Origin of the sequence: Pelistega indica, from assembly GCF_000506865.1 — a bacterium.
Taxonomy (GTDB): domain Bacteria; phylum Pseudomonadota; class Gammaproteobacteria; order Burkholderiales; family Burkholderiaceae_B; genus Taylorella; species Taylorella indica.
Map to the genome: position 1 here is coordinate 1 of NZ_AYSV01000109.1, position 13,445 is coordinate 13,445.

Sequence of the window (13,445 nt, forward strand, 5' to 3'; positions counted from 1 at the left end):
TCAGGAGTTTTATTCAAGTTAAACGTTCCGCAAAAAACATCTAATGACTGATTTAGATAGTTTGCAAAAAGACCTAGACGAATGGCTTGATTTCTATAATAATGAACGAACTCATCAAGGAAAGATGTGCTGTGGGCGAACACCCATAGAAACATTGATTGATGGTAAACAGATTTGGAACAGCAAAAAGCTGAGCTAAATCTAATCTGACAGACACCGCTTGTCAAACGGGGAACTGTCAGATGAAGTCTGAACTTCTACAGGTAAAACCAGAATGCATGCTTCTAAAAGCAATGCCTTCTGGTTTTTAGTAATCCTTAATTAGTCTATTTCTAACCGTATGGAATTTGATTTTCCATTATTTAATCCTTTCATCAAGAACTCTCCAAGACTGATAGATTTAACACATTTAATACTACCTTTTAAACTACTTTTTTCACCTTTCAATACTTCAACAATTTTTACGCAAGCTTCTCGATCATTTTGCACAATAGGAGCTTGAGCACATTCATTGACAGCTTTATCCATCTTTTGCTGATAAGCTTTTAACATCGCTTCATCATCTTGATTACTTGGTAAAGGCACACCATCATACCGTTGTTTCAGCACAATATATCTCCTTAACATACCTAAGTCTTTAAAATCAATATCTAATTGATTAAACTGAATGTTTTCAATAGATCCTAATAGACCAAAAATACCAAAAGTGTTGTTCTTGAAACCACTATTTTCTACAGCCTGTAACAACGTTTTGAGTGAATAAATATTGCTAATAGAAAGAGAGCCATTACCTTGTAGAAAATCCTTTGCCGCAAACTCTACATTGATTAATCCATTACCGGTACTATAGTTAAGGTCTGCTTTGAAATTCAAATCTGCTGGTGCAGTATTTATCATACCTGACTTTGCCCCCCAACCAAACAATAACCAATCAGGAGCATAACCACGTTGATCTTTAATACCAATTGCACGTAAATCAATCCGTTGTTGATTAGATTCATTTTCAAAATCTTTGATTTGTAGCTCATCAACAAATAATTGATCTGCTATTTCTAGACCTGAAATGTTTACTGTTTTTAATGGTGTCGCAGATACTTTATTCCAAGATACTTTATCTGCTAGCCCTTTCTCATCTACAAATCGCTGTAATCTCTCTTCTGCTGTCTGAGTAGCATACCACGATCCACCAAACCAAGCACCCAGCAACAGGATTAAAATTGTAACGATAATAATAGTAAGTTTTTTACTGTTCATCTTAAATCTTCTTCCTTTCTTCTCATTACTTTCTTGCATCTATTATTAATTGCTGTGCTTTCTCTGGGGACCAGTCTGGAATACCGAACTGGATACGAGCAATAGTTTGAGGATTTTGTAAATCAGCACACATTTCTTGCTGGCATTTAAATACTGCTGTGTCATCTATCGTTACCTCTGTCAAAGGCAAACCAACCTTATCTAACTGAGTAGTGCTGAAAGATTGTTGGCCTCTAATCCAATACCAACCCTTTTCCAAAGGTAGGGACAATACCATGCTATATGGCCATACTACCTGAGCCTTACCATTTTGAATACTATCAACTCTGACTAAGCTAGACAATGTTTTCTGTTTTCCTTCAAGCATATCAACGTAATTTCTTGTGCCTGCTTGAATATTTTGATAAATATTCTGTTGTACCTTATCTGATGTACTCCAATCTAATGCTTGAAGCTCCCTATACTTATTAAGCTGTTTTTCTGCCTCATACGCCTTTTCACGACGCAAACGCTTTGCTTCTAATGCTTTTTCATGAGCTAATCGTTGCTCTCTTTCAAACAAATAATTTGTTGTTCCAAAACCTTTCTCTTGCTTCCATTCACCTTTAGCGTAAGCTTGCCAATTTTTCCCATAAGCTCTATTACGGGAAAATTCAGTCCTATACAATTTCTGTTCCATTGAATACTCATCTAGTCCTTTCTGTAATCCCTCAACAAAAGTCAATCTTAAGTGAAAAGATTGATTATGTGTTCTATGGTTAAAGTACTGAAATGCTGTTTCTAATTGTTTTTTAATTGTGCTAGCTTGTCTAAAATCTTCAGCACGATTAGTCAGAATAAGCCCATCACTGCCCTCTTCAAATGCACCAAAACCCGCATAATCTTTCTTATATGCGACCAAGAAATAATGAGCATTTAATTCTTGGCTAGAACCAATACCAAAAAACAATTTATGCTGATTAAAAATCGAACCTTCAGGTGTATAGAATATTTCCAACTCTTGAGGTCCTGAAATTTTCGTATAGCCAGTAAAAGGTAAACCATGCTTAAATACAAATTCTCTTTCTCTAAGAAGAACCTCCCCATCAGAGCGCTCCACACGGACAGTCCCTTCACCATCTAGAAAACCATTCTGATCACAACCTACTCCCTTAGTGATAATCTGAACATAATTTTCTTGACCTTTAAAATCAAAAAAACTCAATACCTTACAGCCATCTTGATTTTTCATTGTTTGAAAATTAGCGATAAGTTTTTGACGTTCTTCTTCTAATAAAGGTCTCCATCCTGAAACTGGGAAGGATTGCATCTTGTCTACAGACTCTATCTTTTCTACTGTATCAGTGACCACTGTTTGCTCTGATGATATTTCTGTCGACGATTGAACAGGCGCATTTTCCACTACTGCAGTAGTTTGAGGTACCTCTTTAGTCGACTCTTCGGTTCTTTTATCAGTTATTGTTGTTTGAGTAACGACATCAGACTTTGATGATTCTTCCTCTTTCTCCGCAGTAACTTTCTGCTTACTTGCTACATTATTTTCCAATACAAAAGCCCATTCTTGGCTCTTATTTGTATTTCCTTTCAAAACAACATTATGCTGAACGTCAACATAAGACCACGTAAGAGTTTCTGCTTTTGGACATAACTTATTGAAAAGGTTACCTAATTTTGGAAACAATGCCTTTACACTTTCTTCAGAGGCATTCGATCCCGCCTGAAAACGCAATTGCAAATCTGTTTTACACCAATTTGATTCATTTGCATTATCTGCAATAATAACCAAATCTTCTTTCTTTGAATAACCAACTTGATACGATTCCTCAGCCCAAGCTAAGGTGGTCGATAAGCTCATAAGAGCAATCGTTATCTTTTTATACATAACTATCCTTTAAGCCATCAAGACAATAAATGATTTCTGATTCTAATCGTAATAGAAATACTTCCAATACTACAATTCGTCTAAATTTACACCATGAGATTTGGACTGCTCAACTGAACCTGATGATTTACTAGGTATATCATCTAAATTTACACCTGAAGAAGTTAAGTTTTCAGTGTTATTTGCTGTTTTTTGCGACGATTTAACTACCGTTTGCATAGTTTTTTTTTGTTTTTTTCTTGCCGGTTGATGACACTTTAGATCCTGCTTTTTGTACCAAACTAGCATGAACATATCCTAATCTTTTTCCACTAGTATCACTAATAGCAATCCAGTTATTTTCTGTACGACCTAAAGCAAAAAAACGTTGACCTGCGTTTAATGTACCTAAACTCATAGCAGTATCGCTAGGAGCAATTCGTACATTGCCCGTTTTGATGAAAACATAATTTGCATTGATAGGAGTAATAGAGACCTGCGCTACTTTATCCGTATTCTTTAATCCTAAATTTTCCAGAAAACCATCAATAGATGCACATCCAGCTAAAATACTTCCCCCTAACATAGATATCATAAACAGTTTTTTATAATTCATTACCTATCCTTTGTACACAACATCGTAATAGCTAAAAGCCCCCTCAACATACTACTTCTTATTGATGAGTTTTTACTATTCTAACAACTTCATGATATAAAATATAAAAGCAATATCTTACAATTGTAGCATTATGGACGCATTTTGTTTCAATTTAACTAAAATCAAAATAAACAATATACATAATACAAATTAAAGGAAATTTAATGCTGTTTCTTTGGATCCAGATCATCAGGAATACTAAAAACGTCAATCCCTTCATCCAGTAATTGCTCTCTCTGCTCTGCCGTAGCTTGCCCTCGAATTGAACGCTCTTCGGTTTCACCATGATGAATTTTAATCGCTTCTTCAGTAAACCTATCACCCACATCCTCTGCTTTATTAATGATATTTCTAAACTCTTTCATCAGCAATGCACGTACTTGTTCAATATTGGCGCTACTTTGAAAATCCTGCAATTGACTTTCTTTAGAAGATGAGTTTGTCTGAGGTACTGAAGAAGAACCTTTTACATAAGGTGCTGATAATTCCTTTTTAACTTGTGTCTCACCACAATAAGGGCAACTAATCAATCCCCTTTTGGTTTGATCATCCAATGCTTCAGCAGAAGGAAACCACCCTTCAAACATATGATGGTTAGTACAACTAAGATTAAAAACTTTAAAACCCATTCTTATTCACATAACCAATAGCAAATATAGTTTATAACCAATCTGCCTTTTTAAATTTATAGTATAGGAAACCACAGATACCCCCCATCAACCCCACGAGCCAATGGATAGCCATACTGCCATTCTAACTCAGGCATAAATTTAAAATTCATTCCATAAATACCTGCTATTGCCGTAGGTACAGCCAAAATCGCCGCCCATGCAGCTAATTTTTTAGTAATATCTGTTTGATGTGACTGACCAATCATCAAACTTGCTTCAAAAGCAAATGCTAAAGCTTCATGTAAGGCATTGATTTGCTCATCAATCCTCGCAATACGATCCGAAACTACGGTGAAATAAGAACGTGAATCAGGCTCAATAATGGGACTATTCATAACGGCAATTTTGCGACAAATCTCTACCATCGGTGTAATGGATGTACGAATTCTTAATAAATCTCGTCTTTGTTTATACAATTTACGGATATCAGTTTCTCTAAATCCTCTTAGCATCATTTTTTGTTCGACCTGATTGACTTCCACCTCTAGGCGTGATGCTAATGCCGCAAAACTATCTACAAATACATCTAAAATCTCTGCCACTACAAAGTCCGAGCCACGCGCAATTAATTCAGGGCAAGACTCCATACGCTCTCGCAAGGAGGAATTAGTCATTGCTCCACCTCGTCTTACGGTGAGAACAAACCCTACTCCGAAAATCATCTGCATTTCACCAAATACAAGTTTTTTGTTTTCGCGAGTAATTGTAACGGCTACCAACTGAATATAATTACCGTAATCAATAATTTTAGGTTTTCGATGCTGTTGGATAATTTCTTGTGCTGCCTCATCAATAATTGATAAATCTCTACATACCTTAAGCAGTTCTTCTTCCGTAGGATCTTTTAATCCCACCCATAGTAAACGCGATGAATCTTTTTTATAACCAGCAAGTTTACTTAAAGGAATATGTTCACGCTTTTTACCATGAACATATTCCACAGAAGCAACCAATCCTGTTTCTTTCTTCGCTTTTTTAGCTACAGGAACTTCTTTTCCTGCACCTGCCTCAGCCTCAGCAATAGCAGCACTAATAGCCGTTTGAGCATCACCTGTATCATCACTATTGCCTTCTTCAAAAGACTTTTCGATGTTTTCATCAATGATGTCATCTAATTCTTCAGAACCATGTGCTTCAGTAAACTCATCAACAGCCTGTTGCAACTGCTCATGAGCTTGCTCAAGCTCATACTCTGCTTCCTTGATACGATCCTGTGCTTCATGCATTTCTTTGAGTCGTTCAAGTTTTTGACGGTCTACACCCTCTTGATTATCATGCATGATAAGACTCCTCTCTCATATTTAAATAGAATAAAAAACAGCACCGTTGTTAGCATAATGACTAACGAAAGGTATTATAAAACGAATTTAACGTATAAACGTAACATAGCACAAAGCAATGAAATGATATGATGATATGAAAACAGCTAAATCACCCTACTTACAGATACTAACTATTTAGTGAAAAAACCTCTATGATGAAAAATACGATAAAAGATAAGTCATTAAAAACCTACCCTTTATCGTAAAAAATAATTAGTGTCCTAATTTAAGCCTGAGCAATATTAAGCGTGATAGTCCTGTAATCCACGAGCAATCACAATCTTTTGAACTTCACTCGTTCCCTCATAAATCTGTGTAATGCGTGCATCACGATAATAACGTTGGACGGCATAATCCTCTAGGAAGCCATACCCTCCATGAATTTGAATAGCCATACTACATACTTTTTCACACATTTCCGACGCAAATAATTTCGCTTGAGAAGCCTGTGATAAGCTCGGAATACCACGGTCTTTTAAAGACGCCGCATTTAATACTAATAATCGAGCTGCTTCAATCTGAGTATGCATTTCAGCGAGCATATTGGCAATACTTTGATGCTGTATCAATGGTTTATTAAATTGCGTACGTTCATTAGCATATTTTAGTGCTGTTTCAAAAGCAGCACGAGCAATACCAACCGATTGTGCAGCAATACCAATTCGACCATTTTCCAAGTTTGCCAACGCAATCGCCAACCCTTTTCCTCGTTCACCAAGCAAATTCGCTTCCGGGATACGACAATTTTCCAACGTAATCGCACACGTATCAGACGCTTTTATACCCAATTTATGCTCTACACGGCTAACGATATAGCCCGGATTATCAGTTGGCACCAAGAAAGCCGAAATTCCTTTTTTGCCTAACTCTGGATCAGTCACAGCAAAAATAATAGCCAACCCAGCACGTTTGCCATTAGTCACAAATTGCTTTGAACCATTTAATACCCATTCGCCATTTTCTAATGTAGCTCGGCATTTTAATGCACTCGCATCAGATCCTGCCTGTGGCTCTGTTAAACAAAAACTACCAATGACTTTACCTGCACACATATCGGCTAACCATTGTTTTTTCTGTTCTTCATTACCTGATTTAAGCAAAGTACCGCAACAAACTGAGCTATGTACACTCATCATCGTAGACATCGCAGCATCTCCTACCGCAATCTCTTCTACAGCCAATGCATAAGACACATAATCAATAAAAGAACCACCTTCAGTATCTGGGACAGTCATACCTAGCAAACCGAGCTCGCCCATTTGCGCAATAGCCTCATCACCCAACCATCCATCTTTTTCCCATTGTTCTGCATGTGGCGCAATTTCATTTTTCGCAAAATCACGTGCCATATCACGGATCATTTGCTGTTCTTCACTTAACTGTGTTGTAAACATTCACCTACCTCATTTATTGTTTAGACAGCATTTTAATAATCGCTGAAAAGTCTAAACCACCATAACCTAAATTACTAAACGTTTGATAAAGTTGCTGCGCTGTAGCACCCATCGTTACTGGCGCTTTGACAGACTTTGCTGCCTCTGTAGCAAGACCTAAATCTTTTAACATTAAATCTGTCCCAAAACCACCCACATAATCTCTAGAAGCAGGTGCTGTTTCAACCACACCTGGATACGGATTATTTACTTCTGTACTCCAACAACGACCAGAAGAAGTGTTAATAATACCGGCAAGAATCTTGGCATCCATACCTAATGAAACGCCTAAATTCATCGCTTCAGCAGCACCTACCATACTAATACCTAACAGCATATTATTAGCAATTTTAGCCACCTGACCGTTTCCTGTACCCCCGCAATAAACAATATTCTTACCCATGTTTTGTAAGACAGATTTTGCCCGCTCATAAGCAGCTTCCGTACCACCAACCATAAACGTTAACGTCCCCGCTTGCGCTCCTCCTGTACCACCTGACACTGGGGCATCCACCATCAAGTTACCTTGTTTAGCCGCTGCTGCTGACACATCACGTGCTGTTTGCGGATCAATCGTTGATGAATCGACTAATAATACCTCAGGCTTAACAGTTGATAAAATACCTTGCTCACCCAAATATACCGAGCGTACATGTGCAGACGCTGGGAGCATGGTCACTAATACATCAATCTCTTGTGCAGCCAAATCAGCTGGACTAGCAAACGCTTTTGCCCCCGCTTCCGTTAGCTTTTGAACCAATGCTGGGACTAAATCAAATACAGACACTTCATGACCTGCTTTTAGTAAATTGAGCGCCATAGGCCCACCCATATTACCTAAACCGATAAAGCCAATTTTCATTATTGTCTCCTAGAATAAATTGTATTTATACGCTTACCTTAAAATAATACGCATCAAAAGAATGTCACTTTTGGGATATTTTTACATCATTTGATTATTTCGGCTATTAGGAAAAGTGCTATGTTTCTTCGCTTTTAGTTTAATCATTTCCACAATAATTACTATAATAGAGAGTATCTTAATCCCTTTTTTACTCCTTGCTGCTTTCTAAGTAATGCTTCGTTTTATCTTCATCACACTTTTTATCCTATTTTCGACCCCTAGTGAATTACTGGCAAAAACTTATCCTTGGCTACTCTGCCGTGTTGTTAATGTCGCTGATGGGGATACGATTACCTGCTTGGAAAATCGCACGACATATAAAATTCGTTTAAACGAAATAGATGCACCAGAAAAGGGGCAAGCTTTTGGACAAAAAAGTCGTCAAACACTTAGGGATAAAATCATTCAACAGACCGTTAATATTGAAATCATCGGTAAAGATCGTTATCACCGTTATATTGGTAATATTTATTTAAATAACGAAAATATTAACTTATTTATGGTACGTGAAGGCTATGCGTGGGCTTATCGTAAATACCTTAAACATCATTATTATCTTGAAGCAGAAGCACTAGCTAAGGCTGAAAAAAAAGGTTTATGGTTAGACGGCGATCTTGCTATTTACCCAGAAACCTTTCGTAAAAATCAGCGTGAAAAAAATAGAAAATCTTGGTTTACACTACCTTGGTAATCACATCGCCTTTTTGATAAAAATTCTCTAAATTATCAATCACTAATTGTGCCATTTGGTCTCGTGCTTCAATCGAACCACTACCCACATGAGGCATCAAGACGACATTCTTTAATTGTTTCAAACTTTCTGGTACAAATGGTTCATTATCAAAAACATCCAAGCCTGCGCCAGCAATAGTATTGTTTTGTAACGCTTGAATCAATGCTTCTTGGTCAATCACTGAGCCTCTAGCAATATTAATCAGATATCCCTCTCGCCCTAAGGCTACCAATACATCGTGATTGATTAGATGACGGGTATCTGGACCACCCACGGTCGCAATAATCAAAAAGTCTGACCATTGTGCTAACTCAATCACAGATGCCTTATAAACAAAATCAACATCATCACGCTGACGACGATTATGGTAGGCAATTTCACAATCAAACCCACTTAAGCGTTTTGCAATCACTTTACCAATACTACCCAAACCAACAATACCCACTTTTTTGCCTGATACATTAGGAGTTAATGTAAAACTTCCCTTTTCCCATAAACCATTACGTACAAATGTATCTGCTTGGCATACTTGGCGCACTAGTGCTAATAGCAATGCCATAGCTGTATCAGCAACAGCATCATTAAGTACTTCAGGTGTATTACTAAATGGAATACCTCGTGCTTTTAGTGCTTGAATATCCGTACTGTCATACCCTACCCCAAAATTACATACCACTTCTAAGTTTGGCATTAGATCAATCCATTCTTTTTTCAACCCAACATAAGCACTGCTGATAACTATTTGGATGGATGCGCCTATTTGTGCTAATTGTTCGGTAAGGCCTGCTAAATCATTGACATATATCACCTGATAATGTTGCTCTAAATATTGCTTAATTTTTTCATGTGGACTATTGAGAACAAGAACATTTTTTTGTGACATATTACCTCCTTTATAAGCTTAATCGACGAAATATATATATAGCTGTACCGCAAAAATAACACAAAACCATTGATTTAGCTTGAAATATTTCATTTTTTTGACTTATTTATCTAAAACAATAGTAGAATAATAGGTTAATTTTTACTCCTTTCTGTACGTTAAAAAAGATGTCCTTAATCGTCCATAAATATGGTGGAACCTCTATGGGTTCTATCGAACGCATCCAAAATGTTGCCAAACGTGTCGCTAAGTGGCACGCTGCTGGTCACCAAGTCGTCGTAGTTCCATCTGCCATGTCTGGGGAAACCAACCGTTTACTCGGCTTAGCAAAAGAAATTAATGAGTTAGCTGATCGTCGTGAATTAGATATGCTTGCCTCTACAGGCGAACAAGCCAGTAGTGCTTTATTAGCTATTGCATTACAAACACTAGGCGTATCAGCACGTAGTTATACTGGTTGGCAGTTACCGATTAAAACAGACAAATCCTATACCAAAGCACGCATTACCTCTATTGACGGTGATCGTATCAAAAAAGACTTAGCTTTAGGTAAAGTAGTCGTCGTGACAGGCTTCCAAGGTGTAGATGATGAAGGCAATATTACAACTCTTGGACGTGGTGGATCTGATACATCAGCCGTAGCAATTGCTGCAGCTATCCAAGCAGATGAATGCTTAATCTATACTGACGTGGATGGTGTATATACAACAGACCCTCGTGTTGAGCCAGATGCTCGCCGTTTATCTGTTATTTCATTTGAAGAGATGCTCGAAATGGCCTCTTTAGGCTCTAAAGTTCTACAAATTCGCTCTGTTGAGTTTGCAGGCAAATACCGAGTTCCCCTACGTGTACTCTCATCACTAACCGACCCTAATATTGACCTTGAAAGTTGAAAAAAATTCAGGCACCCTAATTACTCTTGAGGAAAATTCAAAAATGGAAGCTGCTGTTGTCTCTGGTATTGCGTTTAGTCGCGATGAAGCAAAAATTACTGTGTTAGGTGTACCTGATAAACCGGGGGTTGCTTTCAACATTCTTGACCCTATCGCTCAAGCCAACATTGACGTGGATATGATTATCCAAAACCAATCTGTGGATGGAACAACAGACTTCTCATTTACCGTTAATCGTAATGATTTCAAACGTGCTATTGAAGTTATCAATACGACTGTAGTACCTGCCGTTGGTGCTCGTCAAGTTATCTCTGATGAAAAAATCGCCAAAGTGTCTATTGTCGGTATCGGCATGCACTCTCACGCTGGTGTTGCAAGTAAAATGTTCCGCACCTTATCTGAAGAAGGCGTGAATATCCAAATGATTAGTACTAGTGAGATCAAAACTTCTGTTGCTATCGAAGATAAATATATGGAATTGGCTGTACGTGCTTTGCATAAAGCCTTTGGTTTAGATAAAGAGAAAGTACAAGCTGAGTAATGGAGTGATTGTTTACTTAAACTTGAGACAACATATACAATTATTTTTTATTAATATGCTGTTTTAGGTAAATTTTACGCAAAAAAAAGTAATTTTTTTTCTTAAGTATTGATTTTTTATTTAAAGTACTGCTATAATCAATCTTTCTCTGGAAACGTGGCCGAGAGGCTGAAGGCACTTCCCTGCTAAGGAAGCATGTGGCTTAAACCTGCATCGAGGGTTCGAATCCCTCCGTTTCCGCCAGAGAATTTATGCTTAGAATAACTAAGCAACGTAAGAAACCCATATAAACTTATGATTTTTATGGTTTTTTTTGAATTTTTCATTTTTGAATGTTCTTTGTGTTGCTTATATAGTTATATATACAACTGTTTTTTACGGTATTTTTTTTACGGTATTTTAATAATTCCTACTTTTTAAACAAGGAAATACCGTAAATTATGTTAACCGTAAAAGAAATCAATAACTCAAAACCCCGTACTAAAAATTACAAGCTTACTGATAGTAAAGGCTTATATCTTTTTATTACACCATCAGGCTCAAAGCATTGGCGACTAGATTATAGTTACCATCTTAAACGAAAAACCATTTCACTAGGAAGTTACCCCACCCTGTCTCTTGCTCAAGCAAGACGACAACAAGCTGAAATTAAAGATCTTCTTGCACAAGGTATTTGCCCATTAGAACAACGAAAACAAGAAAAACTACTTCAAAAGGCTGAACAACAAACTTTTGAGGATGTAGCTATGCAATGGTTTAAACAGTGGTCACACGACAAACACCCTAAAACAACCCAGCAAACATGGACACGCTTAGAAACTTTTGTCTTTCCTTTTTTTGGGAAAAAACCTATTAGTCGTATTTTATTAGCGGACTTTATTACATGTTTTAAAGCCATGAGAGCTAGTGGTGCATTGGAAGTTGCTAAACGCAACATGCAAAAAGTCAAAAGTATCATGAAGTTTGCTTATTTAGATGGACTTATTACTCATAATCCCATTAGCGATATTACTCCGAAAGATTTTTTGCCTAGCAGGAAAAGACGGCATCACGCACGAATCGAAGAAAAAGATTTAGCAAAACTTCTTTTAGATATTCATAACTATTACGGAAGTGAGATTACTGTTATTGCATTAAAACTCATGTTACTCACCTTTGTTAGAACATCCGAGTTAATTAAAGCAGAATGGGAAGAAATAGATTTTGATAAAGAAATATGGGTAATTCCTGCGGAACGGATGAAAATGCGGAGAAAACATATTGTTCCGTTATCAACCCAATCCATTCAATTATTAAAGCAATTACAAACACTTAGTGCGAATACACCTTATTTATTCCCTGATGATCTAGGACGACAACATCACATGAGTAATAATATGTAGAAGTTCAGACTTCATCTGACAGTTCCCCGTTTGACAAGCGGTGTCTGTCAGATTAGATTTAGCTCAGCTTTTTGCTGTTCCAAATCTGTTTACCATCAATCAATGTTTCTATGGGTGTTCGCCCACAGCACATCTTTCCTTGATGAGTTCGTTCATTATTATAGAAATCAAGCCATTCGTCTAGGTCTTTTTGCAAACTATCTAAATCAGCATAGAGTTTTTTTGCGGAACGTTACTTGATAAAACTCCTGCAAAATGGTCTTATGGAAGCGCTCGCAAATACCATTGGTTTGAGGTGATCGAGCCTTAGTCTTTGTATGCTCAATTTCATTAATAACTAGATAAAGCTCATAATCATGATGCTCTACCTTACCGCAGAACTCTGTTCCTCTATCTGTCAGAATGCGTAATACAGGTAAATCATGCTCTGCATAAAAAGGTAATACACGATCATTAAGTAAGTCTGCAGAAGTAATAGGGGTTTTAGAGGTGTATAGCTTACAATGCGCTACTTTACTGTAAGTATCGACATATGTTTGCTGATAAATACGTCCTACCCCTTTTAAATGCCCCACATAAAAGGTATCTTGTGAACCCAAATAGCCAGGATGCGCGGTTTCAATCTCACCCATGGCTTGCTCTTCATCTTTCTTGCGTTCAAGAGCTTGTATTTGTTGCTCATTCAGAATAATTCCTTCTTGCTGTACTTTCGCCTCTAAGGCGTTTAGACGTTTGGTAAAGTTCTCCAAGTTGTGCCGCAACCAAACGGAACGAACACCACTAGGTGATACAAATATTCCCTGTTTACGCAACTCATTGCTAATTCTTAGTTGACCATAGGCAGGATAATGAATCGCCTTCTCTATCACCGCTAACTCAGTGGCTTCGTCCACTCTATTTTAAGGTTACG

At 37.3% G+C, this 13,445-nt stretch carries 10 protein-coding genes, 1 tRNA gene and 3 pseudogenes; 5 read left to right on the plus strand and 9 right to left on the minus strand.

Annotated elements, in window-relative coordinates:
• Positions 1 to 22: 22 nt before the first annotated feature.
• Positions 23 to 199 (plus strand): annotated as a pseudogene (locus V757_RS28150) (IS481 family transposase); the annotation flags it as partial.
• Between the two features lie 122 nt (positions 200 to 321).
• On the opposite strand, the gene V757_RS25045 reads toward V757_RS28150, so the two are convergent.
• From V757_RS25045 to mmsB, 7 genes are all read right to left on the minus strand, one after another.
• On the minus strand, positions 322 to 1,254 hold the full coding sequence (locus V757_RS25045; protein ID WP_023952448.1) for a hypothetical protein: 933 nt from the start codon (positions 1,252 to 1,254) through the stop codon (positions 322 to 324).
• Between the two features lie 25 nt (positions 1,255 to 1,279).
• Positions 1,280 to 3,109, minus strand: coding sequence for a hypothetical protein (locus tag V757_RS25050; RefSeq protein WP_147628875.1), 1,830 nt, complete (start codon positions 3,107 to 3,109; stop codon positions 1,280 to 1,282).
• A gap of 229 nt (positions 3,110 to 3,338) precedes the next feature.
• Positions 3,339 to 3,731 (minus strand): SH3 domain-containing protein, encoded by a 393-nt coding sequence (locus V757_RS25055; RefSeq protein ID WP_023952453.1) that lies wholly within the window; start codon positions 3,729 to 3,731, stop codon positions 3,339 to 3,341.
• Between the two features lie 203 nt (positions 3,732 to 3,934).
• Positions 3,935 to 4,402 carry a DUF1178 family protein gene (locus V757_RS25060; protein ID WP_023952455.1) on the minus strand — a complete coding sequence of 156 codons (468 nt, stop codon included), beginning with the start codon at positions 4,400 to 4,402 and terminating at the stop codon, positions 3,935 to 3,937.
• 56 nt (positions 4,403 to 4,458) lie between these two features.
• Positions 4,459 to 5,724, minus strand: a complete 1,266-nt coding sequence (locus V757_RS25065; protein ID WP_315970388.1) for a CorA family divalent cation transporter — start codon at positions 5,722 to 5,724, stop codon at positions 4,459 to 4,461.
• Between the two features lie 284 nt (positions 5,725 to 6,008).
• Positions 6,009 to 7,160 (minus strand): acyl-CoA dehydrogenase family protein, encoded by a 1,152-nt coding sequence (locus tag V757_RS25070; protein WP_023952457.1) that lies wholly within the window; start codon positions 7,158 to 7,160, stop codon positions 6,009 to 6,011.
• A 13-nt stretch (positions 7,161 to 7,173) separates the two neighbouring features.
• Positions 7,174 to 8,061 carry a 3-hydroxyisobutyrate dehydrogenase gene (mmsB, locus tag V757_RS25075; protein WP_023952459.1) on the minus strand — a complete coding sequence of 296 codons (888 nt, stop codon included), beginning with the start codon at positions 8,059 to 8,061 and terminating at the stop codon, positions 7,174 to 7,176.
• Positions 8,062 to 8,275: 214 nt separating this feature from the next.
• On the opposite strand from mmsB, the gene V757_RS25080 reads away from it, so the two are divergent.
• Positions 8,276 to 8,794, plus strand: coding sequence for a thermonuclease family protein (locus V757_RS25080; protein WP_023952461.1), 519 nt, complete (start codon positions 8,276 to 8,278; stop codon positions 8,792 to 8,794).
• Here V757_RS25080 and V757_RS25085 read toward each other — a convergent pair.
• A complete protein-coding gene (locus V757_RS25085) occupies positions 8,778 to 9,719 on the minus strand; it encodes a 2-hydroxyacid dehydrogenase (RefSeq protein ID WP_023952463.1) in 942 nt (313 codons plus the stop codon). The genes V757_RS25080 and V757_RS25085 overlap by 17 nt on opposite strands.
• Positions 9,720 to 9,886: 167 nt before the next feature.
• Here V757_RS25085 and V757_RS25090 point away from each other — a divergent pair.
• The 3 genes and pseudogenes from V757_RS25090 (at position 9,887) to V757_RS25100 (ending at position 12,535) form a co-directional block, all read left to right on the plus strand.
• Positions 9,887 to 11,153 (plus strand): annotated as a pseudogene (locus V757_RS25090) (aspartate kinase).
• A 150-nt stretch (positions 11,154 to 11,303) separates the two neighbouring features.
• Positions 11,304 to 11,396: transfer RNA gene (locus V757_RS25095), tRNA-Ser, on the plus strand.
• Positions 11,397 to 11,593: 197 nt separating this feature from the next.
• Positions 11,594 to 12,535 (plus strand): tyrosine-type recombinase/integrase, encoded by a 942-nt coding sequence (locus V757_RS25100; protein WP_023952465.1) that lies wholly within the window; start codon positions 11,594 to 11,596, stop codon positions 12,533 to 12,535.
• 58 nt (positions 12,536 to 12,593) lie between these two features.
• Here V757_RS25100 and V757_RS25105 read toward each other — a convergent pair.
• A pseudogene (locus V757_RS25105) lies at positions 12,594 to 13,434 on the minus strand (IS481 family transposase); the annotation flags it as partial.
• Between the last annotated feature and the right edge of the window lie 11 nt (positions 13,435 to 13,445).